Raw genomic sequence first — 26,807 nt, 5'->3', positions numbered from 1 at the left:
GTCGGCCGGTTTGGTACTCAGGGCTAAAGCCATTTCGCGCGGCGGAAGAAGCGGTAGAGCGTACCGCATAGTCCGATAATCACAGCCAGCACGATGAAGTAGCCGTAGCGGAACTTGAGCTCCGGCATGTCGTCGAAGTTCATGCCGTAAATACCGGCGATTGCCGTCGGCACAGCGAGAATCGCGGCCCAGGACGCGAGCTTTCGTGAAATCTCCGTCTGTTCGGACTGCCCGATCATCAGGCTCGCCTCGAAGGTGAAAGCAAGAACCTCGCGCAGGGCATCGATATCCTCCTGGACACGGCGCACATGGTCCGTAACGTCACGGAAGAGTGGCTGCAGCGCGGCATCCATGCCCGGAAGATCGATATGCTCGTGCCGACGACAGACGTCGACAAGAGGCACGACCGCATTGCGCAGTCGCAGGAGATTGCGGCGGAGCAGATAGAGACGTTCGATATCGCGCTTGAGCAGGCGTTCTCGCAACAGGCGGTCTTCGAGCTCCTCGACCTCTTCGTGGATCGCCTCGATGACTGGCATGTAGTTGTCGACGATGAAATCCAGGATCGAATAGAGGATGTAGTTCTCGCCGTGGGCGAGAGCGGCCGGCGACGATTCGCAGCGCTGGCGAACTGCCATGTAAGATGTCGACGCGCCGTGCCTGACGGAGACGACATAGCCTCGCCCGACGAAGAGATGGGTCTCGCCGAAGGCGATTTCGTCGCCGACCATGTGGGCGGTGCGTGCCACGACGAAGATGGAGTCGCCATAAATCTCGAGTTTCGGCCGTTGATGCGCCTTGCAGGCGTCCTCGATCGCCAGATCGTGCAGGTCGAACTCCCGTTGAACCTGATGGAGCAGATCCGCATCGGGCTCATGCAGGCCGATCCAGATCACGGTACCCGGCCGCGACCGCCACATACCGGCATCTTCGATGCGGATATCGCGAACCCTCACGCCGTTCTCGTAGACTGCTGCGGCGACTACACCCGGCCGGTGCTCTGGCGGTGCAGCGAGGACCTCCCCGTCGAGCTGCGGCACGGCTCTGTTCGTAAGCTCCAATCCCATCGTCAGCCTCCCAGGCAAATACGACACCGATGGGCTCGGCATGTCGTAACGAAGCCAAGCATACGCGCATTCCCTTATATTCTCATCCGGTTGCTTCGGCTATGAAAACCACTTCATCAAACCGTGCCTTTGACGGTATAGAACCCTGCGAGCGAGAGTTTTCGCAATGCACAACGATTCTTCCCTTCAAACGGAAATGCCCATGAACCAGTTCGATCTCATCGTCGTCGGAAGCGGGCCTGCGGGTCGCCGCGGTGCCATCCAGGCAGCCAAACTCGGCAAGAAGGTCCTCGTCATCGAACAGGGCAAACGCGTCGGCGGCGTCTCGGTGCATACGGGCACCATCCCCTCCAAGACGCTGCGTGAGACGGCGCTCAATCTTTCCGGCTGGCGCGAGCGGGGCTTCTACGGGCGCGCCTATCGCGTCAAGCAGGAGATCAGCGCCGACGATCTGAGGCAACGGCTGATCATTACCCTCAATCACGAGGTCGAGGTTCTCGAGCACCAGTTTGCCCGCAACCGCGTGCAACAGATGCGCGGCAAGGCAAGCTTCGTCGATCCCACCACGCTCGAGGTCGTCAAGGACGACGGCGAGACCCTGCTTGTTTCAGGCACCAGCATCATGCTTGCCGTCGGCACGAAGCCTTTCCGCCCGGATTACATGCCATTCGACGGCAAAACCGTGCTCGACAGTGACGAACTGCTCGATATCGCAGAACTACCGCGTTCGCTCGTTGTCATCGGCGCCGGCGTCGTCGGCATCGAATATGCGACGATCTTCAGCGCGCTCGACACGCACGTGACGGTGATCGATCCCAAGACGACGATGCTCGATTTCATCGACAAGGAGATCGTCGAGGATTTCACCTACCAACTGCGCGATCGCAACATGAAGCTGCACCTCGGGCAGAAGGCCGACAAGGTCGAACGGCTCGACGATGGTAAGGTTCTGCTGACACTCGACAACGGCCGCAGGATCACCACAGACATGGTGCTCTTCGCAGCCGGGCGCATGGGTGCCACCGACACGCTCAACCTGCCTGCGGCGGGGTTGGAAGCGGACAGCCGCGGGCGGCTCAAGGTCAATCCGGAGACGTTCCAGACCTCGGTTCCGAACATCTATGCCGCCGGCGACGTCGTCGGATTCCCGAGCCTTGCCTCGACCTCCATGGAACAGGGCCGCATCGCGGCGCGCGTTGCCATCGGCGCGATCGCCATGGAGCCGCAGAAATATTTCCCCTACGGCATCTATGCCGTGCCGGAAATCTCCACCTGCGGCCTTTCGGAAGAAGAGGTCAAGGAACGCGGCATTCCCTATGAATGCGGCATCGCCCGTTTTCGCGAGACCTCGCGCGGTCACATCATGGGGCTCGATTCCGGGCTACTGAAGATGATCTTCTCGATGAAGACGCGGCGCCTGCTGGGTGTCCACATCATCGGCGAAGGCGCGACCGAGCTGGTTCACATCGGCCAGGCCGTGTTGAACCTCAAGGGCACAGTGGAATATTTCGTCGAGAACACCTTCAACTACCCGACGCTTGCCGAGGCCTACAAGATTGCCGGCCTCGACGCCTGGAACCGCATGGGCGAGATCAAGCAGGAGTTGCCGAGAGCGTAAGTCGGGAGCGACATATCTGAGCGTTCGTCAGACGTCGAAACGACGTCTCAGAGCCTTGGTCTGTTCGATAGGTGAGTGACGAGAGCAATCCGCTCCGTCACTGTCAGAAGTCTCCGTGCCAGCTTTACATCGGGCCCACAAAGATTGCGCGCATGCCCACAAGACCAGCGAATCGGGTAGTTTTACCGCTCTTGATAGAGAGACATGAACGCCATGCGCATTCTTTCGCTCAATGCCTGGGGTGGCAAGCTCCATTCGCCGTTGATGAAGTATCTCGCGGAGGTCGACGCCGATGTTCTGTGCCTGCAGGAGATCGCACGCTCACCGATGACCGAAGCCGAGTGGCTGATCTATCGCGACGCGGATGTCGAACTGCCGCAACGGGCAAATCTCTTCGACGAGATCGCGGAAGCGCTTTCGGGACATGATGGCTTCTTCTGCCCAACGGCACGCGGCACGCTGCTGGACGACGACCGGCCCGTGGCCTCGGAATTCGGCCTTGCGACCTTTGTCCGGCGAACGCATTCCGTCATCGGCCAGGCGCTCGGCTTTGTCCACGGCAGCTTCTCGTCAGAGGGCTGGGGTCCACATCCGCGCGCGCGCAATGCGCATTGCATCCGCCTTTTCGACCACGATGCCGGCGCGGCAATCACCATCGCTCAAATGCATGGCCTCAGAGAAGTCTCCGGAAAAGGCGACACGCCGGCGCGAAACGCGCAAGCAGACGCGCTGATAAACCTCATCGGCAAAGTCTGGCCGGGCAACGAGCGCCTCGTCGTCTGCGGTGACTTCAACGTGCTCCCGGACAGCGCGACCTTCGAGGCACTTGCCGGGTTGGGGTTGACCGACCTCGTGGTTTCCCGCGGCCACACGGACACCCGGACGTCGCACTATCTGAAGAGCGGCCGCTTTGCCGATTACATGCTGGCGAATCGGGCGGTTGAGGTCACCCGCTTCGATGTCGTCGCTGAGCCGGAAGTATCGGACCACCGCGCCCTACTCCTCGACATCGGTTAAACGATCTCGACGCGCGGGCGAGACGGCGACCTCATCGACGCCCCACAAATGAAAAAGCCCTGCCGCAAGCGGCAGGGCTTTTCGATTCCTAAGGCTTCGGTCCGATTACTCGGCGCTGTCGTCAGCGGCCTTCTTCTTGGCCGGAGCCTTCTTCTTCGGAGCGGCAGCTTCTTCGCCTTCGGCGGCTTCAGCCTTGGCAGCGGCCTTCTTCTTGGCCGGAGCCTTCTTGGCAGCCTTGCCTTCGCCTTCTTCGTCGTCAGCCGTCAGCTCTTCCTTGGAAACCGTCTTGTCGGTTACCGAGATTTCACCGAGCAGGTGGTCGACGACCTTTTCTTCGAACAGCGGAGCGCGCAGCGAAGCGGCGGCGCCGGGGGTGTTCTTGAAGTAGTCGAGGATCTGCTTTTCCTGGCCCGGGAACTGGCGGAGCTGTTCGAACAGCGAACGCTGCAGTTCGTCGTCGCTGACCTGAACGCCGGCCTTTTCGCCGATTTCCGAGAGAACGAGACCGAGGCGGACGCGACGCTCAGCGAGCTTGCGGTATTCGGCGCGGGCTTCTTCTTCGGTGGTTTCTTCGTCAGCGAAAGTCTTGCCGGCCTGCTGCAGGTCGGTGTTGATCTGGCGCCAGATGTTTTCGAATTCGGCTTCGACGAGGCGCTCCGGCGTTTCGAACTGGTAGAGTTCGTCGAGCTGGTCGAGGATCTGACGCTTGACCTTCTGACGGGTCAGGTTGCCGTACTGGCCCTCGATCTGACCGCGGACGATTTCCTTCAGCTTGTCAGCCGATTCGAGGCCGAGCTTGGTGGCCAGTTCGTCGTTGATTTCGATGGCCTGAGCGGCTGCTACGTCCTTGACGGTGATGTCGAAGGTCGCTTCCTTGCCGGCGAGGTTTGCGGCCGGGTAATCAGCGGGGAAGGTGACGGTGATGGTCTTTTCGTCGCCAGCCTTCAGGCCAACGAGCTGCTCTTCAAAGCCCGGGATGAAGCGGTTGGAGCCGAGAACCAGCTCAGCGTCTTCGTCCTTGCCGCCGTCGAAGGCAACGCCGTCGACCTTGCCGAGGTAATCGATGGTGACGCGGTCGCCATCGGCAGCCTTGCCCTTCTTCGATTCGTAGCTGCGAGCGCTTTCGGCGATCTTCAGGATCTGCTCGTTGACTTCGTCTTCAGCGATCTCGACGACTTCGCGCGTCACCTTGATGCCGCTAACGTCCTTGAGTTCGATCGCCGGGATGATTTCGTAGGCAACGGTGAACTCGAGGTCAGCTTCGGCGTTGAGGATCTTGTCGGCTTCGGCCTCGTCCTCGGTCATCGCGATTTCCGGCTGGGTCGCCGACTTTTCGCCACGGCCCGAAAGGATCTCGGTCGGCTTCTCGCGGACGATCTCGTTGACGAGGTCAGCCATGATCGACTTGCCATAGACCTTCTTCAGATGCGCAACCGGCACCTTGCCCGGACGGAAGCCGTTGATCTTCACACGGTCCTTCACTTCGGCCAGGCGCTCGTTCATCCGAGCTTCCATGTCCTTGGCCGGGATAACGACCTTGAGTTCGCGCTTCAGCCCTTGAGCGAGCGTTTCGATAACCTGCATGTTCAAACCTTCATTTCACGTTGACTGTGCTCTTCCCCTTCGAAAGGTCTGGCGAGCACGTGAGCCGATCCATTTGCCGGGAGTGGCTTTACGCAGTTCTGCAACCGTTTTGCAAGCAAAATGGCACTCCAGCCCCCTTCATCCTCGCAGAATCCGGACTTTGGGCGCGATCGCTGATCTGGTGCGGGTAGAGAGACTTGAACTCCCACGCCTTGCGGCACCAGAACCTAAATCTGGCGTGTCTACCAATTTCACCATACCCGCGTTCAGACAATCGCACCGCCTGACCGTATTCCCGCAAGACCAACCAGCGGAATACCGCGGATACAATGGGCATGCTGAAAGTTCAGGGCTTTCCCGAGCGCGGCGTCTCTATATCACTCGTTTTGACGGGATCAAAGGGAAAATGCGGAATTCCACGACGGATCGCAGCGCCCCACGGAGCCTCAGTAAAGGGGCTCTTCATAGACCGGGCTTCCATTGACCGCAATCTCACGGATCTGCGCCCTGCCCTTGCCATCGACGCGGATGTTGACGGAAAGCGCCTCGGCATTTCGCGCCTCCTCCAGCGTGCGGCCTTCGCCCTCCGGCACGTAGAAACGCTCGATGCCGTAGTCCACAGTCAAGGGCAACGACGCCGACGGATAGTAGGAGAATGGCAGCGAACGGAGTACAACGCTGTCGCCGATCAGCGGCAGCGGCTGAAACGACGCTTCCGTCGCCGCCCAGAAACCGTCGGACTGCTTCTCCAGCCGGACATAAAGCACCACCTCGCCCGATTGCGTTGGCAAGGCACCTTTGAACAGTTCCGGCTGCAACCTGGAAATATCGTAGCTCAGAATCACGTAGTCGCCCCTGAGCAGGTCGCGCGGATCGACGGGTACGGTCTTCAGAAGGACGTCCCGCCCGTTTCTGAGGATCGAAGCCCTGCTCTCGATCATGTAGCCAAGGGCCGCCGTCTGTACGCCGGCGACAAGCAGCGCGGCGAGCAGCGGGTTCAGCCAACGTTTACGCGACGTCCCGCCTGTCATCGCGAAGCCTCCGCCTGACGCGTGCGGGCCATGTGCCCCTCGATGCGAATGACCAGCCATGCAATGCACGCCACGACAAGACCCGAAATCAGGAAGAATCCCGATGTGCCAAGCATCGATCCGAGCGTTTCGAAGGCTAGGTAGAGAAGCTCGCCGGCGAAGGCGATGTAGCCGAGATAACGGACTGCGCCGTTCTGCGCACCGGCAAGCGCTATGCCCAGAAGCGCCACCAGCAAGGTGCCTGTTCCGGTCGCAACCTCCGTCGTCAGCCCGACAGCCTCATATTGAAGCCCGGTGAAGCCAAGCAGGGCAAGCGCGAAGGAGTAGAATGCAGGCGCCGACCCTGCATCGATCGCAAGCAGGCGCAGGGGCGATCCTGGGAGCGTCGCCACCAGAAAGGCCGCAAGGCCGAGGACCGCGAGGCCGACCGCAAAAGCAAGTGACGGACTATCCAGATAAAGCCAGCCGAGCCAGGAAAGGACGAGCAGATAGGCCAGATGCCGGGCCCTGCCCGCATCCGTGAAGCGGACCAGGAGAACGACAATCACGGCAAGCACCGGCACCGACCACAAGCGCCAGTCGAACTCCGTGCTGAAATCATTTTCCGTCAACATGGTGCCGAAATAGAAGCAGGCGAGCCCGCCGGCGGTCGCGGACATTGCCGCGGAGCGGAACGCGAGTGCCGAAACGCAGACACCGACGAACCAAAGCAGGGCCGCGTCGGCTGCATCGCCCGACAGATGATACATCTGCCCGATGAGCGCGATACCGCCGCCAAAGGCGGCCGCCCCCAGAACCAGCGCTGCGGCTGCAAATGCCGTCCGCCCGCTCTGGAGCAGCCAGGCGGCAGCAAGATGGAAGCCCCAGACCAGGCCGACGATGCCTGCGACCCGCGCAAGGCGCGGCAACTCCTCCCAGTTCGCCGCAACGAGCAGCAGGATCGACGCGGATAGCAGAAGGGCCGCCAGCATAAGTAGCACGCGCCCCGCCCGGAATGTCGACTCGCGCCCGTCATACTCGGCAATCATGGCGCGCGCCGCGTTCTCCTGCAGCAGCCCCTTGTCGATCCAGTGCTTGAAGTCTCGCTCGAGACGTGCGCGGTACATCCTGCTCTCAGCCTTCAGAATCCGATGCTTGAATTGATCCGGTTGCATCACCAACTAACCACGTATCGACGCGGAAATACAATCGCTCTCTCGCGACTGAGGCCTGCGCCGATTGGGACTGATGAACGGCTTGCGCAAGGCGCATATCTTCCATGCGGATATTGCACTGCACAAATCGATTTAAAGCTCCTATATTCAAAACATCAAAGGCGAACGAAGGCATGAAGCCCGACGGTCGCCAGCGGAAACGGCCACCCGCCTCAGCTTGCTGAGAAAGGCCCGATGGAATTCGGTCGAGCGCACTCCTCCTCCCAGCGCTCCTCCGATCAGATTGGCAACACTCCTCCTCCCAGTTGCCAATCACTTCAAATGACGCTCGCTGGACCTCCTCCCCCAGCGGGCGTTATTGTTTTCAGCCCCTCCTCCCACGTGTTAGCTGCCGCCATCGCGCACTTGCACATTATTCGTGCACGCGACCGCCGTATTCGCGCAACGCTATGCGCGCAGTGCATAGGTGCCATTCTGGATCGGCTCTACACCTCAGGCCAGCTCCATACTATCTTCAACTCATCGATCGGGGCGGCGCACTCCTCCTCCCAGCGCCCCTCGATTTGGATCGGCGACACTCCTCCTCCCGGTTGCCGATCAGAACAAAGCGACGCTCGCTGGATCTCCTCCCTCAGCGGGCGTTGTTTGTTTTCCGGCCCTGGATTTTGGGCAACAACTCCAGCCACCGCCACCCGATTGCGCCATGCGTTTCGGCGCCATGCGCGAGGGTACCGTCGCACAGAGGCTTGCATGCCCTGCATGGGTGCGATGCAGCATTGTCTCTGTAACTTCTGCTCAGAACGATTATATTTCAGAGCATCAGATGACGGCCAGCAAGAGAGATGAGCGCTGGCACACGACCCTAGAAAGGATAGGATCATGAACCTCGCACGTTCTTTCAACAATTGGCGCAAGTATCGTCAGACCTGCAACGAACTCGGCCGCATGAGCGACCGTGAGCTGAGCGACCTCGGCATCGGCCGCGGCGACATCCCTTACGTTGCTCGTCAGGCAGTCAAGTAATTCAGGCTGCAGACCGACCTAACCGTCAGCGCCCTCCGGTTCACTCCGGGGGGCGTTTTCTTTTGCCCGGCCGGCGGCAAACCCGAACGCGCCTTCGCACTTGCGAGACGCCAGCTTACGCTTGGCCAGCATCATCGGCCCAAGCTGCGAGAGCCACGTCCATAGCGCGCCTTCGACCACCCGTATTCTGGTTTAAGTATACCGTTTAAAGACAATACGTTAGCGCAAGGCAGTCGGCATTTTAATCAATCATTAATTGATGCCGACTTTTGCATCGGTGCCCATCTATGTGGCGATGCACTGCACAAATGCATAGCAGCTGCATTTTCTTTGCACTCCACCTTCTAATTAGACAAGCGTATAAGAACTTCAACGACGCAGACAGATGGCTGTCGCGACAAACTGATTTTGAGGAAAAGACCATGAACCCGATTCGTATCGCAAAAAGCTGGATCAACTACCGCCGCACCGTCAGCGAGCTCGGCAACCTGTCGAACCACGCTCTCACCGACATCGGCATCACCCGCTACGACATCCGCAACATTGCGGCTCGTTCCTTCCGTTAATCTCGACGGTTCGAACTGACTTCCAAAACGGCGCCCTTCGGGGCGCCGTTTTCGTTTATAGACGTTGGAACGAAAGGCCGAGGCGTGATAGGAAGCCGGCCATGAGCAAAGACACTTCTTCCCACTCCCCCATTCACGTCATCGGCGGTGGCCTTGCCGGATCGGAGGCCGCCTGGCAGATCGCCCAGGCTGGAGTTCCGGTCATCCTGCACGAGATGCGTGGCGTTCGCGGCACCGATGCGCACAAGACCGACGGCCTTGCCGAACTCGTCTGTTCCAACTCGTTCCGCTCCGATGACGCAACCAGCAATGCGGTCGGCGTGCTGCATGCGGAAATGCGCCTGGCCGGCTCGCTGATCATGAAATCGGCCGACGCCAACCAGGTGCCGGCCGGCGGTGCGCTTGCGGTCGACCGAGACGGATTTTCCGACGCGGTCACCGCGGCGATCGCTGCCCATCCGCTGATCACGGTCGTACGCGAAGAAATCACGGGCCTGCCACCGAGCGAATGGGATCTCGCCGTCATTGCGACCGGCCCGCTGACGGCGCCCGGTCTCGCCGAGGCGATCCGCACGGAAACCGGGGCCGATGCGTTGGCCTTCTTCGATGCCATCGCACCGATCGTCTACACCGAGACGATCGACATGGACGTCTGCTGGTACCAGTCCCGCTACGACAAGGTCGGCCCCGGCGGCACCGGCAAGGACTACATCAACTGCCCGATGACCGAGGAGCAATACAACGCCTTTGTCGACGCGCTCATCGCCGGCGACAAGACGGGCTTCAAGGAATGGGAAGGCACGCCCTATTTCGACGGCTGCCTGCCGATCGAGGTGATGGCGGAGCGCGGCCGCGAGACGCTGCGCCACGGACCGATGAAGCCGATGGGCCTGACCAACGCCCACAACCCCACGGTCAAGCCCTATGCCGTCGTTCAGCTGCGCCAGGACAATGCGCTCGGCACGCTCTACAACATGGTCGGTTTCCAGACCAAGCTGAAGTACGGCGCCCAGGCCGAAGTCTTCCGGATGATCCCCGGCCTGGAGAACGCCGAGTTCGCCCGCCTCGGCGGTTTGCATCGTAACACCTACATCAACTCGCCCACGCTGCTCGACGGCACGCTGGCGCTGAAGTCACGGCCGGGCCTGCGCTTTGCCGGACAGATCACCGGCTGCGAAGGCTATGTCGAAAGCGCGAGCATCGGCCTTCTTGCCGGCCGCTTCGCCGCTGCCGAACGCAAGGGTGAGACTTTGGCTGTGCCGCCGGCGACCACGGCCTTCGGCGCCCTGCTCAACCACATCACCGGCGGTCACATCGTCTCCGACGATGAGCCGGGGAAACGTTCGTTCCAACCGATGAACGTGAATTTCGGCCTGTTCCCGCCACTTGATCCGGGAACGATCACCAAGCCGGAGGGCGCCAAGCGCTTCCGTGGCAAGGAGAAGGCCGCTGCGAAGAAGCAGGCAACGGCGTCGCGCGCGCTCGCCGATTGCGCCGCATGGCTCGGCAAGTCCGCCTGAGAGGGCGAACCAGAGATCAGAACGACGAACGGCCCGCTGGCGATACCGGCGGGCCGTTTTCTTTTAACCGGACTGCTAAACCGTTATTCGCTCGCCTGGGCCGTATGCGGCGAGCCCGTATCGGGCTGCGTGAATTCCGATTTCGGGTTGAAGCTGCCGAGCAGCCACAGAGAAACCTCGGCCGCCTCGCCTGCGTTCTGAAACTCGAAGGCGTTGTCCAGATAGGCAAAATCCGGGAAATGCACGATCAGTCCTCGGCCGGTCTCCGAACTGTTCACCCTGACTTTTCCAGGCTGGATCACGTGGCAGACATAGTGCGTGCCATGCGACTGGATGAAGCCCGCCTTGCCGTCGTGCAGCCGCAGGAAGATCGCCTTCCGATCTGCGGTGGAATGCAGCGCACGGATTGCCTCATCCGGAAAAGCGCGCCCGAATTCAACCATCGCGGAACCGGCATCGGGATTGTCCCAATCCCGCTCGGCGCGGGCATTCATCCACATGTAGAATGCGCCGGCCAGAACAACGACGCCAATGAGTAACAACCAAAGCATCCGCGGGCGCTCCCCTTCGCTCGGCATGACGCCGATAAACCGCTTCTATACCCGACGAGGCTTGCGCCAATTTGGCGTCAGGCACCCCAACGCTGAGCGCACTGGGGTCTTTAATAAGTAGCGCGTCCTTCCTGGCCTTCTAGAAGCGACGGCTCCGGGCGGCGCGCCACATCCACCATTGCCGGCGCCATTGCGCCGGGCGGATCGGCGCCTTCAGAAGTCCGGCGCCAACGGTCTCTGCGCGGTCGAAGATGGGCTCGGCCAAAGCCAGAGGCACAAATGCGGGGAAATTCGACGGCGAGATCGTCGCCATCTGAGCCCGTGCCTTGGTCAGATGATCCCGTCCGAACCCGGCGAAGGCGCGGATCGCCCGGCCGATTCCGTCGCTGTCTTCGCCGGCAATCAATGCTTCGCGGTCGAGCCCTGTGGCACGCAACAGTTCGGCTGGTAGATAGACCTGACCGCGCCTGAGATGCAGCGGCAACAGCATAAGGAGGCCCGCAACAGTCTGCGCGACGCCGGCGTGGCCGGCGGCCTCTGCCGATTTTGCGGCATTCTGCGGGTCCAACACCAGTGACGAGAGCTGGATCAAGGCCGAGGCGGTCTCGCCGGCATAGCCCTCGAGTGCCGAGCGGTCTTCCATGGGGTCGTCATAGAGATCGAAAATCCGGGCATCGATCATGTTCTCCAGCACCGAAACCGGCAGCCTGTGCTCGCGGATGCACTGCAGCAGCGCTTCAGCAAGCGGGTGCCCCTCGCCGGAGGCAGCCTCGTTGCCGATGAGATCGCGCCACCACTGCATGCGGATTTCGCCTGGGATCGGCTCATGCACGAGATCGCGGATTCGCGCGATCTCCGCGTTGAAGGCATAGAGCGCTGCGAGCGGGCGCTGCTTGTCGGCGGGCGCAAGCAGGCAGGCGAGATAACGGTCGCGGTCCGTATCCCTGAGGTCGGCCAGGATCTGAGCGGAAATGTCTTGCACGTCGTCTTCCCCGAATGCCGATCAGACGGCGATCAGCGCGACGGCGACTGCACGCGATTCGGCCAGCATCACATTGTAGGTGCGAACAGCAGCCCCGGTGCTCATCGGATCCGAGGATACGTTGACGGCGCGGAGCGCGGCCTTGAGGTCAGCAGGCAGCGGGCGAATGTCCTTGCCTGTGCCGACCAGCAGCACTTCGATGTCCTTCGCCTCGTCGATGACCCTGTAGAACTTCTCGACCGCCAGGGGATCTCCCTCGGCAACGTCCCACCCATAGACGCCCGAAGGCAGCATCAGGATCGATCCGCGATGCGACATATCCGCGAAGCGAAAGCCGCCGTTGCCATAGGCATCGATCGGTGCGCGGCCCGGAAAATGCGCTTCGCGAATTTCAATACCCTTGGGCATTTCAAACCGTACCCTTTGCCGCGCCGGCAGCACCTGCATCCGCGCCGGACGTGTTTTCGTCCCCCGGAATGTGGTCCGTCCGCTTCCTGAAGAGAATGAGGATCGGGCCGGCGATATAGATGGAGGAGATCGTCCCGACAATGACACCAAACAACATGGTGACGCTGAACGAACGAATGAGGCCGCCGCCGAAGAGATAGAGCGCAGCGAGCGCCAGGATCGTCGTCAGCGCCGTCAGGATCGTCCGTGAGAGCGTCTGGTTGATCGAGGTATCGATCAACACCGAAAGCGGCATGCGCCTGTAGCGGTCTAGATTCTCGCGAATGCGGTCGTAGATGACAACCGTGTCGTTCAGCGAATAGCCGACGATGGTGAGAACAGCGGCAATGCTGCCGAGATTGAACTCGATGCCGGTCAATACCAGGAAGCCGATCGTCAACAGCACGTCGTGTACAGTCGCGATGATCGCACCGACGGCGAAGCGCCATTCGAAACGCAGCCAGACATAAAGCAGGATCGCGACGAAGGAGATTGCGAGCCCCATCGTTCCGGCGCGTGTCAGCTCGCCCGAGACAACGGGGCCAACCACTTCAACGCGGCGGAAGTCGTATTCGTCAGCAAGCTCGGTCCTGATGACGCCGGCGGCGGTCTGTTCGGCGTTGTCGCCCGCCTCTTGAGACGGCACGCGAACGAGCACGTCTTCGCCCGATCCGAGTTGCTGCACCTGGACTTCGCCGAAATTCAACTCGTCGAGACGGGTGCGAAGATCGGCAACGTCGACCGGGCCGCCCTTGGAATGCAGCTCGATGATCGAACCGCCCTTGAAGTCCACACCCAGATTGAGCCCGATCCCCGCAAGCAGCAGCACCGAGGCCGCCGACAAGGCGGCCATCAGGATGAACACCGGATTGCGGATCCGCATGAAGCGGATGTCCAGATTGCTGAAGCGGCCGGTACGGATGCCCTTCGGCAGCCGTTCGGATCTCCACTGCCGAAGCCAACGCTTCACGATCAGTCGGGTGACCGTATAGGCGGTGAAGAGCGTCGTGACACTGCCGATCGCAAGGGTAACGGCGAAACCACGCACAGGGCCGGAACCCAGATAGAACAGGATGGCGCTGGCGATCAGCATCGTCAGGTTGGCATCGAAGATGCTGCTGAAGACGCGGGAGAAAGCATTGTTGATCGTGCGGCGCAACGGCTCGCCACCACGAACCTCCTCACGCAGGCGCTCGTAGATCAGCACGTTCGAGTCGACCGCGACACCGATCGTCAGGATGATGCCGGCGATCCCCGGGAGGGTCAGTGTCGCACCCGACACAGAGAGCACCGCAAGGATCAAGACGATGTTCAGAGCGAGTGCAATGACGGCAAAGACACCGAAAACGCCATAGAAGAAGATCATCGAGGCGGCGACGGCAATCGCCGCGACGAGGCCGGCCTTGAGCCCATCGGTAATCGCGTCAACGCCGACGCCGGGGCCGACCGTCCGCTCCTCAACGAAGGTCAGCTGCGTCGGCAGTGGGCCGGTTCTGATAAGAGCGGCGAGATCCGCAGCCGAGTCGGCCGGAAGCTCGGCCGAAATGCGCGCCGTGTCGCCCTTGACCGCATCGGAAAGTTTCGGCGTTGCGGCAACCTGCCCGTCAAGAATAATCGCTACCTTGGCCTCCGGCTGCTGCGCCGTGGCGGCGGCAACGCGCTGCTGCGAGGCCGCATCGAGCTTGACCACCACCGATGCCGTGTCAGCGGACGGATCTGCCTCAGGCTGCGCGGAGAGGAAGCTCGCGGCACCCAGCAGCGGCTCCTTCTGGACGAGATAGGGAACCGGCGGATCGTCAAAGGAATAGAGGACTTCTGCGCCCACCGGCGCCTGTCCCTCGACGGCCTGCTGTACCGGAACGGCCGTATCGAGCAACCTGAAGGTCAGATGAGCGCTCTGGCTCAACAGGTCCTTCAGTCGCTGCGGGTCGTCGAGCCCCGGGACCTGGACGATCAGACGATCTTCGCCGCGGCGCTGTATGAGCGGCTCCAGAACGCCGACTTCGGCCACACGGCGCCGCACCACATCGATAGACTGAGCAAGGGCCAACGACAGCCGGTAGTCGATGCCTTCGTCGGTCAGCCGCAGCCGGACGAGCTCGTCTTCGTCGGCGCTATCAAAAACGACTTCCGAGACCGCGCCCCTGCCGAACCCGCCGATTTCAACCGGCGCCGTCAGCGTCTTCAGCTTGTCGCGAGCGGCGGAGAGCTGGGCCCTGTCCCGAACCCGGAACGAAATCGACTGGCCTTCGCCGGCAAGGCCGATATAGGCGATATCGGCGTCGCGCAGGGACTTTCCGACTTCGCCGGCGACCGCCTCGAGCCTCGCGGCGACGATGTCGCTGCGCGCGGCTCGCAGCATGAAGTGCGAGCCTCCCTGGAGATCAAGGCCGAGCGCCACCTGGCGATGAGGCATCCAGGACGGAAGACCCGCTGCCTCATCACGGCTCAGAACATTCGGCAAGGCAAAGGCGATGCCGGCGAGAGCCACCAACCAGACGAGGATACGTTTCAACGGCGGGAATCTGCGCATGCCTCAAACGCTCCAGTTGTTCGTCGGGTGGTGACTGTTCGCGTCCCTTATTCTTTCACAGGTTCGCCCTTGACGCGAACTTCAGATACGCCGCTGCGAACGACGCGGATCTTAACGCCATCGGCGATTTCGACTTCGAGTTCATTATCATCGACGACCTTCGTAACCTTGCCGACGATGCCGCCGCCGGTCACCACCTGGTCACCCCGACGGATGTTCTTCAGCAGCTCCTCGCGGCGCTTCATCTGGGCGCGCTGCGGACGGATGATGAGGAAATACATGACAACAAAAATCAGCAGGAACGGCAGGATGGACATAAGGATGTCCGCGCCGCCAGTGGAAGGGGCACCGGCTGTCTGCGCAAAAGCTTCGGTAATGAACATCGATCACTCCTTGAGTTCAAATATCGGCGGTTCCTCCGCACCAAATCGGCCGGAATATAGGGGCGCCCGGCCACTCTGCAAAGCGGCGGCACCCTTACCCGTTCCTGTGCCTCTGACACAATTTGGACAAGAGGAGAACCCCCCGTGGAAGGCTCTGCGGCCTTTTCCAGCGCAAACCTGCGTGCTACCGGGTGTCTGTTAACGGTAGCGTCGCAATTGCGCGGCAATCGCGTGCCGTTAGAGGCGCCCATTTTCGCTGTGGCGTGACCAAATGATTGATTCAGTTGTTGGAGACAGACAGATGCCGGAAGCAAAGATCGACGTTCTGATCAAGGAAATGCAGAAGCTTTCCGCGGCGATCGAGCGCATGGCCGGACCGGCCGCAGCCAGCAATGATTGGGACGCCGCCGAATGCTTTGTGTGGGCTCCGGCCACGCATCATCTGCAACCGGTCGCCAGGCCCAATCGCATCGAACTGTCGCTGATCACCGGCGTCGATCACGTCCGCGATATTCTGCTCGACAACACCTTGCGCTTTGCCGAGGGCTTTCCTGCCAATAACGTGCTCCTCTGGGGCGCGCGTGGCATGGGCAAGTCTTCGTTGGTGAAATCCGTGCATGCGCAGGTCGCTCGCGATACGAGTGTCGCGGTCAAGCTCGTCGAGGTGCATCGCGAGGATATCGCCACCCTGCCCGCCTTGATGGACATCCTCAAGACCGCGCCGGTGCCCGTGATCGTCTTCTGCGACGACTTGTCCTTTGACCATGATGACACGTCCTACAAGTCGCTCAAGGCCGTGCTCGACGGTGGCGTCGAAGGGCGTCCGTCGAACGTGCTGCTCTATGCGACATCGAACCGACGCCACCTGTTGCCGCGCCACATGATGGAAAACGAACAGTCGACCGCCATCAACCCGTCAGAGGCCGTCGAGGAAAAGGTCTCATTGTCCGACCGCTTCGGGCTGTGGCTCGGCTTCCACAAGTGCAGCCAGGAAGACTACCTTGCCATGATCGACGGCTATGCCCAGCACTACGGCTTTGCCGTCGACGCGGAGACCTTGCATGCCGAAGCGCTCGAATGGGCAACCACCCGTGGCGCAAGGTCCGGCCGCGTCGCCTGGCAGTTCATCCAGGATCTCGCCGGACGCATGCGCCATCGGCTGGAGGCTTAACTCCAGCGATCGGATCGCGCGCCATGCCTGCTCGACTAAAGACAAAAAAACCGCCTGCCGGGTTTGGCAGGCGGTTTTTTGATTCTCGCGCTACCTCGATCGAGCCTCGACCAAGGGAATGGCCCGGACCTATTCGAGGAAGGTCGCCGGGTTTACGGCGGTGGCGTTCTTGCGCACCTCGAAGTGCACCTGCGGTTGGCTGGCGCGACCGGTCATGCCGGAAGCCGCAAGCGTCTGGCCGCGCTGAACCTTCTGGCCGCGCTGAACCTTGAGTTCGGAAGCGTTGCCGTAGACCGTGACCGTGCCGTCGTCGTGGCGGACCAGGACAGCGTTGCCCAATTCCTTCAGGCTGCTGCCCGAGTAGATGACGACGCCGTTTTCGGCCGCCTTGATCGGCGTGCCCTCGGGCACGGAGATGTTGATGCCGTCATTGCGGTTGCCGTCGACGTTGGCGCCGTAACCGGCGACCACCGCGCCACGTACCGGCCAGCGGTACTTGCTGATCCCCGTCGACTTCGGCGAGTCCTCATCGACATCCGTCTTGAGCGCAGCAACATCGGTAACGCTCTGCTTGGCGGCCGGCGGCTGGTATTCTGCCGGCTTGTTCTTTTCGAGCGAGGCGACCTGCGGCTGCTCGGTCTTCTTGCTCGGAACCGATGCCGTCTTGACCTGGTCCAGCGCCGCGCCGCCTGCGCCCGGCAGCTGCAGCGTCTGGCCGACGCGGATCGATTCTGCGCTCAGGCCGTTTGCCTGCTTGAGGGCTGCCACAGACACACCCGTGGTCTTGGCGATGCGATTGAGCGAGTCGCCAGCCTTGACCGTATAGGTGCCGCCGCCATTGCCTTCACCGTTCGTCGCCGGCTTGCCGGCAACGACGTCCGTCTTGCCAGCGCTCTTTTCGCGCGACTGGGCGGAACCCGGCAGGATGGCGACGTCGCGCTGGTCGTTCGGCAGCGGCGAAGGTTGACGCTTGTTGCCATCGAGACCAGCGATCGAGTTGGTGGCCGCTGCCTTCGCCGGGCTACCGACCGAGCCGAAGGTCGGGATGACCAGGCGCTGACCGGTTTCAACCTGCGCTGCGGTCTGCAGCCCGTTCGCCTTCAGAATTTCCTTCTCGGGAACACCGAAGCGCTTGGAGAGAGCTGCGACATTGTCGCCGGGGCGGACCATGATCGTCGGGGCATTCTGCGTCGTCCAGCCGCTCTTGCTTGCGGTCTCGTTGACGGCCGCGGGAAGCGTCTGGCGTGTCGCTACGGCCGCCTGCTGGCGAGCAGCAGGGAACGGCTGCGCTTCGGGACTCTGGCGCGTGGTCGCGCTCGGGTCGGCCAAGGTCGTGCGCTGAACGGAGATCGGCGTCGATGCACCACGGGCTGTGGATACCGGAGTGGAAGCGGTGTTCACCGGATCATAGCCGCCCTGCGCGCTTGCAGTCGGATACGGCTGACCGAGCGCACCGTTGCGCGCATCCGCAGGTGACGTCGACGCCATCTGGCCGACGGCTACGTCGCCGCGCGGAACCGGCGTCGCATCGCGCGGAATTGAGCTTGTGGTAATGTTGTCCGACCGGGAGAACAGGCCGTCAAATCGGCTGGCGTCCGAACTGCAGCCCGTTGCGGCGCTTGCTAGCAGAACCGCCACGCACAGGCGGATCGTGGACTTTCCAACCCCGGGAGATACAAACTGACGCATGACGCTTACCCACTCCGAACGCAACTCGATGTGGGATGATTAAAGCTTATTAGAGTTACCGCCCGGTTAAGGTCAGCACCACCAAAGGACTAATTTGACGAAACGCTAACCATAGACCCGGCCCGCCATGTGATGGCGCGGTCGACCTGGTGGCTTGCTGCGGGCTCCGCGCAACGCCTAGAGCGCGCGGAAGCCCCGGGTGCGACGATGGCGAAATCCTAGCTCAGTTCGGAATAGAGGCGCTCGATTTCAGAAACGGAGCGCCGCTCCGCCGGCTGATCTTCATAGCTGATGCTTGTCAGATCCCAGGCGAAGATCGAACGCCCCTCAGGCCGGGCCGGCGCTTCAGACTGGGCGGTCTTGTCTTCTTCGAGCAGGACGCTCACCAGCGTCTGGAACGTGACCTCACCGTCGGCGCCGCTCGCCTGTTCATATTCAAGCGACCGCAGACCCGCGACGGCAGCCTCGCGCGTGCCAAAATAGCGCAAGCTGTCCTGATCTTCCGGGCGGAGGCTGTCGTAATAGTCGATGAAGTTCTTGTAGTAGGCTTGGTGATCCCCGGCGTCGAGAAATTTGCCAAAGGCCTGGTATTCACGCAATGCCAGCTGCGGAGACAGGCGATTGTTCCACTCGTCGCGGCTGAGCTGCGGCTGCCCGTCCGAAGCCTTCTTCGTCTGGCTGAGATAGAGCAGTGCGTCGGCGGAAAGGGAGATGCGCGGAGTGGGGTCGAAGAAGCTCGCCGCGAGCGCCTGTGCGGCCTGCTCGTCCTTGCTTGCAGAATTCGTCTGCCCAGCGCTGCGCCCTGCAAGATTATTCAGCCCGTCGCCCGATGCTGCGGCCGTCAGCCTGTTCGCGATCTGCATTTGCCGTCTCCGTCTATCTCACGATCCGGCAGCAACACCCTGGTCGTGCAAGAGCGACGACTCGCGGGCGAAACCTATCGTGCAGCGGAGACGTATGGCGCGAAGCTTGCGCGAGACTGGATGCAGTTAAGGATTTATTAAGGCGCTCAAAAAGACGTTCGCCAGTGGCCGCATCAAAGAAAAGACGCGAGCTGCTGCACGATCGGAAGGTAAGGCGCGTCGAACAGATCCTCGCGGTCGAAGCGGCTTCCCGTTCGATTGACCCTGACGATCCGGCAATGGGTCTCGCTCATCATGATCGGCACCACCAAGGTTCCGCCGGAAACGAGATGATCGGAAAACATGCGCGGCAGGCTGTTGAAGGCAGCCGTGATCAAGATGCGATCGAAAGTGCCCTCACCCGGCACACCGGCACTGCCATCGGCATGGCGGACAATGACGTTGCGAACGCCTGATTTCTCAAGGTTTTTCTGCGCCGTACCGACGAGCGTCTGGTAGCGATCAATCGTCAGGACCCGTTCGGCCACCCGCCCCATCACCGCAGCGGTAAAGCCGCTGCCGGTGCCGACCTCGAGAACCCGCTGACCTGTTTTCAGGTTCAGACAGTGGAGCAGTCGCACCGCAAAATCGTAGCCTTCCATGAAGGAACCGCAATCGAGCGGAATCGTCCGCTGCGAATAGGCCTCGGCCTGATATTGCGGCGGTGCGAACTGGCCACGCGAGGTCTGCTCGACCGCCTTGAGCAGGTCATGATTGGTAATGCCTGCGGCGCGCAGCCGCAGCACCATCTTGGCAAAACCTTCCTGTTCCGAAACGCGCGCGCTCAATCAATGAGCCCCTTCGTTCAAAGCCCGCATCAGGCGGTCCTGGACGCTATAGTCCGTCAGGTCGAGCTTGAGCGGCGTCACCGAGATATAATTTTCGCGCAGAGCATGAATGTCGGTTCCGGCACGAAAATCGCCGAAACGCTCACCGAAGCGCAGCCAGAAGTAGGGAAAGCCGCGGCCATCCGTACGCTCGTCGATCGACAGGCCGAAATCGAGCTTGCCTTGTGACGTTACCTCTATCCCGGCAACCGTGTCGGCTGAGCAGTTCGGGAAATTGACGTTGAGAAGGGTGCCGTCGGGCAGCTCCACCGCCATCAGCTTGCGGATCAGGCTCGGCGCATGCGTCTCCACCACATCCCAAGGCACAGCCTTGCCGACGGCGTGATGATAAGCCTGGCTGAGCGCAATGGAGCGAATGCCCTGCAACGTGCCCTCGATGGCGCCCGCCACCGTACCTGAGTAGGTCACGTCATCGGCCATGTTGGCGCCGATGTTGACGCCCGAAAGCACGAGATCAGGCTTGCGATCCAGCACCTTGCGCACCGCCATGATGACGCAATCCGTCGGCGTACCCCTGAGCGCAAAGCGCTTCTCGGCGATCTGGCGAAGCCGCAAGGGCTCCGACAGCGTCAGAGAATGCGCCAGACCGCTCTGGTCCGCCTCGGGTGCCACGACCCAGACATCATCCGAAATCGTCCGCGCGACCCTTTCGAGGACCGCCAGACCTTCAGCATGAATACCGTCATCGTTTGTCAGCAGGATCCGCATGGATGCTGTCCTTCCCTTTGACGTTCGTTCAGATGGCCTTTTCGATGCGCGTCTGGCCGCCCATGTAGGGAACCAGCACATCCGGCACCGACACCGATCCGTCGTCGTTCAGATAGTTTTCAATGACGGCGATCAGCGCACGGCCGACGGCGACGCCGGAACCGTTCAGCGAATGAACGAAGCGCGTGCCTTTGTCTTCCTTGGTGCGGTAGCGCGCATTCATCCGGCGCGCCTGGAAATCACCGCACACGGAGCAGGACGAGATCTCGCGATAGGTATCCTGCCCCGGCAGCCAGACTTCGAGATCGTAGGTCTTGCGCGCACCGAAGCCCATGTCGCCGGTGCAGAGCGTCATCACCCGGTAGTGCAGGCCAAGGCGCTTGAGCACCTCTTCGGCACAAGCCGTCATGCGCTCGTGTTCGTCGACCGAGGTTTCGGCATCGGTGATCGAAACCAGTTCGACCTTGTTGAACTGGTGCTGGCGCAGCATGCCGCGGGTGTCGCGACCGGCCGAACCGGCCTCCGAGCGGAAGGATGGCGTCAATGCGGTGAAGCGCAACGGCAGCTTTTCGCCTTCGAGGATCTGTTCGCGAACGATGTTGGTGAGCGGCACTTCCGCCGTCGGGATCAGCCAGCGGCCGTCCGTCGTGCGGAACAGATCTTCGGCAAATTTCGGCAGCTGTCCGGTACCGTACATCGCATCATCGCGCACCAGCAGCGGCGGCTGCACTTCGGTGTAGCCGTGTTCCTGCGTGTGCAGGTCAAGCATGAACTGGCCGAGCGCGCGCTCGAGCCGCGCCAATTGCCCCTTGAGGATCGTGAAGCGCGAACCGGAAATGCGGGCAGCACCCTCGAAATCCATGAGGCCGAGCGCCTCGCCGATTTCGAAATGCTCGCGCGGCTGGTGGTTCCACGTGGGCTTGTTGCCTACCACGCGCTTGACGACGTTGCCGGTCTCATCCTCGCCGACCGGAACATCCTCGAGCGGGATGTTCGGAATGCGGGAGAGTGCATCGTTGAGCTCGGCTTCCACCTTGCGGCTGTCTTCCTCAAGTGCCGGCATGGCGTTCTTGAGTTCGGCGACCTCGGCCTTCAGCTTTTCGGCAAGCTCGGCGTTCTTCTGTGCCATGGCCGCGCCGATATCCTTCGAGGCGGCATTGCGGCGCGACTGCATGTCCTGCAGCGACTGCAGGATCGTGCGGCGGCGCTCGTCGAGGGCGATCAGCGACGCCGACAACGCCTCCGCGCCCCGCTTCGCCAGGGCGGCGTCCAGCATCTCGGCATTTTCACGGATCCATTTGATATCAAGCATTGTCGTTCCACGCGTTGGTCAACTCACGGCGCGAAATTTCGAATGCTCAGCCCTTGGCGGGGCCGACCTCTCCGGAAGATCCTTCCTGCGACTCGGCAGTCTCGCTCTTGAGCGCGTCCGCTGCCCGCTGTCTTTCGACGAGTCGCGCCGTATAGATCGAAATTTCGTAGAGAAGGATGGCGGGCAGTGCAAGGCCGATCTGGGAAACCGGATCGGGCGGCGTCAGCACGGCAGCCACGATGAAAGCGATCACGATCGCGTACTTGCGCTTTTCCGCAAGGCCCTGCGAAGTCACGAAACCGACACGGGCCAGAAGCGTGGTGATTACCGGCAGCTGGAAAACCAGACCGAAGGCAAAGACCAGCGACATGATCAGGCTCAGATATTCCGAAACCTTCGGCAGCAACTGGATGGCCACCTGGCCCTCACCGCCGCCCTGTTCCATCGCCAGGAAGAACCACATCACCATCGGCGTGAAGAAGAAGTAGACCAGGGCGCCGCCGAGCAGAAAGAGAAGCGGCGATGCAATGAGGAACGGCAGGAAAGCGGCTCGCTCGTTCTTATAGAGACCCGGAGCCACGAATTTGTAGATCTGCGCAGCAATCACCGGAAACGCGATGACCAGCGCGCCGAACATCGCAACCTTGATCTGCGTGAAGAAGAATTCCTGCGGAGCCGTATAGATCAGCTCGACATTGCGATGGTTGAGCCCAGCCCAGCCCACTGCCCATTTGAACGGCAGAACAAGGAGATTGAAAAGGCCCTTGGCAAAGTAGAAGCAGACGAGGAACGCAATGAAGAACGCGCCAATGGCCCACATCAGGCGCTTGCGCAGTTCGATCAGATGCTCGATCAGCGGCTGCGGCCGGTCCTCGATATCGCCGCTCATGCTTCACCTTTCTTGCGCGTGCTGGCGCGCGGCTTGGACGTCTTGGCAGCGGGCTCCGCTGAAGCGGGCTTCGACGCCTTCTTCTCGGCCACCGCCTTTGCGGGTGCTTTTGCCGAAGCTTTGGGGGCCACCGCTTTGGGCGCTGCGGTCTTCTTTGCGACCGGCGCCGGATCGGTCTTTGCCCTCGGCGCCCGCTTGGGCTTTTCGGCCGGGACGGCAACCTCGGCGCGTTCCAGTTGGCGCGTGGCCGAGCCTACGGCCGCAGCGGCAACCGGGTCTGCGGGTTTCGTTTCCGCAGCAGCCACCGGAGCGACCGCGATCGGCTCCGCAGCCGCGGGCTCGGTGGTATCCGTTGTGGCGGGCTTGTCGGGCGTTGCAGCCTTCTGCAGGTCCGATTTGATATCGTTGCCCATCTGGCGAAGCGGATTGATCGCATCCCTGAGCGCATTGGCCGGGTTGAGACTTTGCGCATCGCTGATGGTCTTGCGAACCTCATCGAGGTCCGCTTCGCGCAGCGCTTCGTCGAACTGCTGGCGGAACTCCGAGGCCATGCCTCGCATCTTCGCCGTCATGCGGCCAAAAGCCCGCAGCATAGGCGGAAGATCTTTCGGCCCGACAACGACAATCAAAACGATGGCGATGACGACAAGCTCGGTCCAGCCGATATCAAGCATTCGAAATGTCCTGCAAACCCATGAAGGAACTGGTCCGATACCGATACCGGACCGGTTCCATCGACGCCAGACCGTTAGCGAACTTCGTCAGACTTGTGGTCAACGGTCTTGCTGTCGAGCGTCTTGTCGGTCGCGCCTGCTTCCTCGTCGCTCATGCCCTTCTTGAAGTTCTTGATGCCCTTCGCAACATCGCCCATCAGTTCGGGAATCTTGCCACGACCGAACAAGAGCAGCACCACGACCAACACGATCAGCCAGTGCCAAATGCTAAAGGAACCCATGCTCTTACTCCTCTGAGCCTTCCCCGATATAGGCTCTATCACATGTCAATTTTCAGGCGTGCGCTAATCACGCCCTTCGTTGCGACAGAACCTAAGATGCAGAACCATCTTTTTCAAACAGTAATATATCCCGCTCGTTAACTGAAAGCATTACATCGCGCAATCCTTGCGGCAATTGGTCCGCGCGGATACGAGCCCGCACGACATCTTCGCAACGCGGGACGGCCAATTCCAGCAGTTCGACGACACCAATGAACCGGCGGGAGAGGATGCGTGCGGGAATATCGCCACCAGCCTCGCCGACGCGCACGCCGGAAAGCCGGACGGCGACCGAGACTCTTTCCCCTTCGCCGTGACGCCCGGCCGACACGGTGCCGACCGGCGTATCGACGCGACCGCCGCGAACCTGCGCATTGAACACATTGATTTCCGAGAAGAAACCGGCCGCGAAGAGGTTTTTCGGGTGACGGTAGAGTTCGTCTGCCGTCCCCACCTGGACAAGCCGCCCATCCTGCAGAAGCGCAATTCGGTCGGCCATGCGCATCGCTTCTTCCGCATCGTGGGTAACGACGATCGCCGTTGCCCGGGTCTCCCGGAGGATGGCGAGCGTATCGGCGCGGATCGAATCCTTCAGGCGCGAGTCGAGGCCGGAAAACGGTTCATCCATCAAAAGTACGGCGGGTCGCGGTGCAAGGGCGCGCGCAAGTGCCACACGCTGCTGCTCGCCGCCGGAGAGCACATGCGGGTACAGATCAGCGTAATGGGAGAGGCCCACCCGCTCGAGCGCCGCGTCCGCCTGGTTCAACGCTTCCTTCTTTGGCAGCGCCGTCAGACCGAAGCGGACGTTGTCGCGAATGGACATATGCGGGAACAGCGCGAAATCCTGAAACATCAGGCCGACACCGCGTTTTTCCGGCGGCAGGAAGACGGACGGGCCGGAGATTTCCTGACCGTTGAGCAGTAGGCGTCCCGTGCTCTGCTTCTCGATGCCTGCGGCGATACGCAGCAGGGTGGTCTTTCCGGACCCGGACGGACCGAGCAGGCAAAGAACCTCGCCGGCTTTCGCCGCCAGGCTGACGCCCTTGATCGTTTCCTTGGCGTGGTAGCTATGATGAATATCTTCGAAGCTCAGGCTCGCCGCGAAGGATACACCCGCTGTCCGTCGCGTTGTCATGACGGGAGCGTCCTGCGGATCTGAAACCATGCTTGCATTCCTTGACACCAGTCGCACCCGCTGAAACTGCCGGCGCCGGGGAAAGCCGATATCCCCATTCAGGTTTTAATCGGCTTCTTCGCCCTTCGGTGTCAAGAGCCCCAGTTCTTCAAGGTCGAGCTGGGTGATTGGGTCTTCGTTCTCGGCAAGCTCATCTTCGCCCACGGGAACGGGAATATTGAGGTTCGACGGCACGCGGCCGGAAAGCAGCCCTGCCCCCTTCAGCTCCTCGATACCCGGCAGGTCGCGCAGTTCCTCAAGACCGAAGTGGTCGAGAAAATCGCGGGTGGTGCCGAAGGTAACGGGACGGCCCGGCGTGCGTCGACGCCCGCGGAACCGAACCCAGCCGGCCTCCATCAGCACGTCAAGCGTACCCTTCGACGTCTGCACGCCGCGAATATCCTCGATCTCCGCTCTGGTCACCGGCTGATGGTACGCAATGATGGCAAGCACTTCGAGCGCGGCGCGCGAGAGCTTGCGGACTTCCTGCTCATCGGTCTGCACGACGAAAGAGAGATCGGCCGCCGTGCGGAAAGCCCAATGGTCGGCGACCTGAACAAGATTGACGCCCCGCGTCGCGTAGAGCGCCTTCAGGCGCATCATGATCCGGGCGACATCGGCGCCACGCGGCAAGCGGCTTTCGATATAGGCTTCCGACACAGGCTGCGCCGACGCAAAGACCAGGGCTTCGGCAATCCGCTCGGCCTCCTGCTCCAACCGAGGGTCAAGTGATGACGTCGCGTCGATCTCATCGTCCTCGTCGGATGCTTCCGGCAAGTATTTTTGGGCTTCAGCCACGGGCTGCCTCCATTTCGGCAAGCGTCTCCGCATCGATCGGATTCGGTCCGCGCCGGAGATAGATCGGCGCAAACGCCTCTTCCTGACGGATCTCCAACCGGCCCTCGCGGACCATTTCGAGCGAGGCGGCAAAAGAACTGGCGATTGCGGTTGCCCGTTCCTTCGGCGTCGTCATGTAGCGGATCAGAAAATGATCGAGCGCGGTCCAATCGTCGAGACCGCCGATCATCCGTGCCAGGATCAGGCGCGCATCGGCCAGAGACCATACGTGGCGCTTCTCGATCGTCACCTGGGTGATTGCCTGACGCTGGCGCAGGCTCGCATAGGCACTCAACAGATCGTAGAGTGAAGCGTCGAAACCGGATTTCTTCTCCGTGACGATATGCTCCGGCGCACCACGAACGAACACATCCCGGCCGAGCCGGTTCCTGTTGATCAGCCGCGTTGCCGCCTCACGCATCGCCTCCAGGCGTTTCAGCCGGAAGGCCAGAGCCGAGGCCATTTCCTCACCCGTCGGACCATCGTCCTTGGCCTGTTGCGGGATCAGCAGTCGCGACTTCAGGTAAGCAAGCCATGCCGCCATGACGAGGTAGTCGGCGGCAAGCTCGATACGGATGCTGCGCGCCCGCTCGACGAAAGCGATGTACTGTTCGGCCAGCGCAAGCACGGAGATGCGCGAAAGATCGACGCGTTGGCTACGGGCGAGATGCAGCAGGAGATCGAGTGGGCCTTCGAACCCGGCAAGATCGACCACCAGCGCTTCTTCATGCAAGCCGCGCTCTTCGGTCTCTTCCTGCCACAGGGGCTCCATCGGCGCCTTCGACGCAGGCTTGCCATGTCTTTCGC

Annotated in this window: 26 protein-coding genes and 1 tRNA gene; 6 read left to right on the top strand and 21 right to left on the bottom strand. The window is 61.5% G+C overall.

Translation table 11 applies throughout. The features are described from left to right. Positions 1-23 precede the first annotated feature (23 nt). Positions 24-1,067: a magnesium and cobalt transport protein CorA gene (locus tag LAC81_RS06640; RefSeq protein WP_223727170.1), complete on the bottom strand. Its 1,044-nt coding sequence runs from the start codon at positions 1,065-1,067 to the stop codon at positions 24-26. Between the two features lie 202 nt (positions 1,068-1,269). Here LAC81_RS06640 and sthA point away from each other — a divergent pair, with 202 nt between their 5' ends. Continuing rightward, positions 1,270-2,685 carry a Si-specific NAD(P)(+) transhydrogenase gene (sthA, locus tag LAC81_RS06635; protein WP_223727169.1) on the top strand — a complete coding sequence of 472 codons (1,416 nt, stop codon included), beginning with the start codon at positions 1,270-1,272 and terminating at the stop codon, positions 2,683-2,685. 213 nt (positions 2,686-2,898) lie between these two features. Continuing rightward, positions 2,899-3,702 (top strand): endonuclease/exonuclease/phosphatase family protein, encoded by an 804-nt coding sequence (locus LAC81_RS06630; RefSeq protein WP_223727776.1) that lies wholly within the window; start codon positions 2,899-2,901, stop codon positions 3,700-3,702. A 105-nt stretch (positions 3,703-3,807) separates the two neighbouring features. On the opposite strand, the gene tig is transcribed toward LAC81_RS06630, so the two are convergent. The 4 genes from tig to LAC81_RS06610 form a co-directional block, all read right to left on the bottom strand. Beyond that, positions 3,808-5,286 carry a trigger factor gene (gene tig, locus LAC81_RS06625; protein ID WP_223727168.1) on the bottom strand — a complete coding sequence of 493 codons (1,479 nt, stop codon included), beginning with the start codon at positions 5,284-5,286 and terminating at the stop codon, positions 3,808-3,810. 179 nt (positions 5,287-5,465) lie between these two features. Further along, positions 5,466-5,550 (bottom strand) — tRNA-Leu (locus tag LAC81_RS06620). Positions 5,551-5,732: 182 nt separating this feature from the next. Then, positions 5,733-6,317: a GDYXXLXY domain-containing protein gene (locus LAC81_RS06615; RefSeq protein WP_223727167.1), complete on the bottom strand. Its 585-nt coding sequence runs from the start codon at positions 6,315-6,317 to the stop codon at positions 5,733-5,735. After that, positions 6,314-7,423, bottom strand: coding sequence for a DUF2157 domain-containing protein (locus tag LAC81_RS06610; RefSeq protein ID WP_223727166.1), 1,110 nt, complete (start codon positions 7,421-7,423; stop codon positions 6,314-6,316). The genes LAC81_RS06615 and LAC81_RS06610 overlap by 4 nt, the downstream gene beginning before the upstream one ends. A gap of 927 nt (positions 7,424-8,350) precedes the next feature. Between LAC81_RS06610 and LAC81_RS06605 the strand changes: the two genes are divergently transcribed. From LAC81_RS06605 to trmFO, 3 genes are all read left to right on the top strand, one after another. After that, the gene (locus LAC81_RS06605; protein ID WP_113537608.1) at positions 8,351-8,494 is read left to right on the top strand and encodes a DUF1127 domain-containing protein; all 144 of its coding nucleotides are present in this window, start codon (positions 8,351-8,353) and stop codon (positions 8,492-8,494) included. Positions 8,495-8,916: 422 nt separating this feature from the next. After that, on the top strand, positions 8,917-9,060 hold the full coding sequence (locus LAC81_RS38505; protein WP_065777919.1) for a DUF1127 domain-containing protein: 144 nt from the start codon (positions 8,917-8,919) through the stop codon (positions 9,058-9,060). A gap of 101 nt (positions 9,061-9,161) precedes the next feature. Next, entirely contained in the window at positions 9,162-10,580 is a 1,419-nt protein-coding gene (trmFO, locus tag LAC81_RS06595; RefSeq protein WP_223727165.1) for a methylenetetrahydrofolate--tRNA-(uracil(54)-C(5))-methyltransferase (FADH(2)-oxidizing) TrmFO, read from the top strand. Between the two features lie 83 nt (positions 10,581-10,663). On the opposite strand, the gene LAC81_RS06590 is transcribed toward trmFO, so the two are convergent. From LAC81_RS06590 to yajC, 5 genes are all read right to left on the bottom strand, one after another. Then, positions 10,664-11,131, bottom strand: a complete 468-nt coding sequence (locus LAC81_RS06590; protein WP_223727164.1) for a hypothetical protein — start codon at positions 11,129-11,131, stop codon at positions 10,664-10,666. Positions 11,132-11,270: 139 nt separating this feature from the next. Beyond that, the gene (locus LAC81_RS06585) at positions 11,271-12,113 is read right to left on the bottom strand and encodes a phytoene/squalene synthase family protein (RefSeq protein WP_223727163.1); all 843 of its coding nucleotides are present in this window, start codon (positions 12,111-12,113) and stop codon (positions 11,271-11,273) included. Positions 12,114-12,134: 21 nt separating this feature from the next. Then, entirely contained in the window at positions 12,135-12,521 is a 387-nt protein-coding gene (locus LAC81_RS06580) for an Mth938-like domain-containing protein (protein ID WP_223727162.1), read from the bottom strand. Between the two features lies 1 nt (position 12,522). Beyond that, the gene (gene secDF / locus LAC81_RS06575) at positions 12,523-15,093 is read right to left on the bottom strand and encodes a protein translocase subunit SecDF (protein WP_223727161.1); all 2,571 of its coding nucleotides are present in this window, start codon (positions 15,091-15,093) and stop codon (positions 12,523-12,525) included. Positions 15,094-15,140: 47 nt separating this feature from the next. Beyond that, positions 15,141-15,476, bottom strand: a complete 336-nt coding sequence (gene yajC, locus LAC81_RS06570; protein ID WP_113537614.1) for a preprotein translocase subunit YajC — start codon at positions 15,474-15,476, stop codon at positions 15,141-15,143. Between the two features lie 301 nt (positions 15,477-15,777). On the opposite strand from yajC, the gene LAC81_RS06565 reads away from it, so the two are divergent. Continuing rightward, a complete protein-coding gene (locus LAC81_RS06565; RefSeq protein ID WP_223727160.1) occupies positions 15,778-16,647 on the top strand; it encodes an ATP-binding protein in 870 nt (289 codons plus the stop codon). Between the two features lie 129 nt (positions 16,648-16,776). On the opposite strand, the gene LAC81_RS06560 is transcribed toward LAC81_RS06565, so the two are convergent. From LAC81_RS06560 to LAC81_RS06510, 11 genes are all read right to left on the bottom strand, one after another. Continuing rightward, a complete protein-coding gene (locus LAC81_RS06560; protein WP_223727159.1) occupies positions 16,777-18,336 on the bottom strand; it encodes a peptidoglycan DD-metalloendopeptidase family protein in 1,560 nt (519 codons plus the stop codon). Between the two features lie 218 nt (positions 18,337-18,554). Further along, a complete protein-coding gene (locus tag LAC81_RS06555; RefSeq protein ID WP_223727158.1) occupies positions 18,555-19,199 on the bottom strand; it encodes a biotin biosynthesis protein BioC in 645 nt (214 codons plus the stop codon). Positions 19,200-19,372: 173 nt separating this feature from the next. Continuing rightward, on the bottom strand, positions 19,373-19,987 hold the full coding sequence (locus tag LAC81_RS06550; RefSeq protein ID WP_419196085.1) for a protein-L-isoaspartate(D-aspartate) O-methyltransferase: 615 nt from the start codon (positions 19,985-19,987) through the stop codon (positions 19,373-19,375). A 39-nt stretch (positions 19,988-20,026) separates the two neighbouring features. Next, positions 20,027-20,794 carry a 5'/3'-nucleotidase SurE gene (gene surE / locus LAC81_RS06545; RefSeq protein WP_113537619.1) on the bottom strand — a complete coding sequence of 256 codons (768 nt, stop codon included), beginning with the start codon at positions 20,792-20,794 and terminating at the stop codon, positions 20,027-20,029. Between the two features lie 28 nt (positions 20,795-20,822). Beyond that, entirely contained in the window at positions 20,823-22,106 is a 1,284-nt protein-coding gene (gene serS, locus LAC81_RS06540) for a serine--tRNA ligase (RefSeq protein WP_223727156.1), read from the bottom strand. A gap of 46 nt (positions 22,107-22,152) precedes the next feature. Then, positions 22,153-22,995, bottom strand: a complete 843-nt coding sequence (gene tatC, locus LAC81_RS06535; RefSeq protein WP_113537621.1) for a twin-arginine translocase subunit TatC — start codon at positions 22,993-22,995, stop codon at positions 22,153-22,155. Beyond that, positions 22,992-23,669 (bottom strand): Sec-independent protein translocase protein TatB, encoded by a 678-nt coding sequence (tatB, locus tag LAC81_RS06530; RefSeq protein WP_223727155.1) that lies wholly within the window; start codon positions 23,667-23,669, stop codon positions 22,992-22,994. The genes tatC and tatB overlap by 4 nt, the downstream gene beginning before the upstream one ends. 74 nt (positions 23,670-23,743) lie before the next feature. Continuing rightward, complete coding sequence (locus LAC81_RS06525) at positions 23,744-23,950, bottom strand: twin-arginine translocase TatA/TatE family subunit (RefSeq protein ID WP_113537623.1); 207 nt, start codon at positions 23,948-23,950, stop codon at positions 23,744-23,746. A gap of 91 nt (positions 23,951-24,041) precedes the next feature. Continuing rightward, the gene (locus LAC81_RS06520; RefSeq protein ID WP_223727154.1) at positions 24,042-25,154 is read right to left on the bottom strand and encodes an ABC transporter ATP-binding protein; all 1,113 of its coding nucleotides are present in this window, start codon (positions 25,152-25,154) and stop codon (positions 24,042-24,044) included. A 75-nt stretch (positions 25,155-25,229) separates the two neighbouring features. Beyond that, positions 25,230-25,961, bottom strand: a complete 732-nt coding sequence (gene scpB, locus LAC81_RS06515; protein WP_223727153.1) for an SMC-Scp complex subunit ScpB — start codon at positions 25,959-25,961, stop codon at positions 25,230-25,232. Then, positions 25,954-26,772 carry a segregation and condensation protein A gene (locus LAC81_RS06510; RefSeq protein WP_113537763.1) on the bottom strand — a complete coding sequence of 273 codons (819 nt, stop codon included), beginning with the start codon at positions 26,770-26,772 and terminating at the stop codon, positions 25,954-25,956. The genes scpB and LAC81_RS06510 overlap by 8 nt, the downstream gene beginning before the upstream one ends. Between the last annotated feature and the right edge of the window lie 35 nt (positions 26,773-26,807).

Source organism: Ensifer adhaerens, assembly GCF_020035535.1.
Classification (GTDB): Bacteria; Pseudomonadota; Alphaproteobacteria; order Rhizobiales; family Rhizobiaceae; genus Ensifer.
Note: the sequence above shows the minus strand (reverse complement) of the source record. Positions and strands in the feature narration are given on the sequence as shown.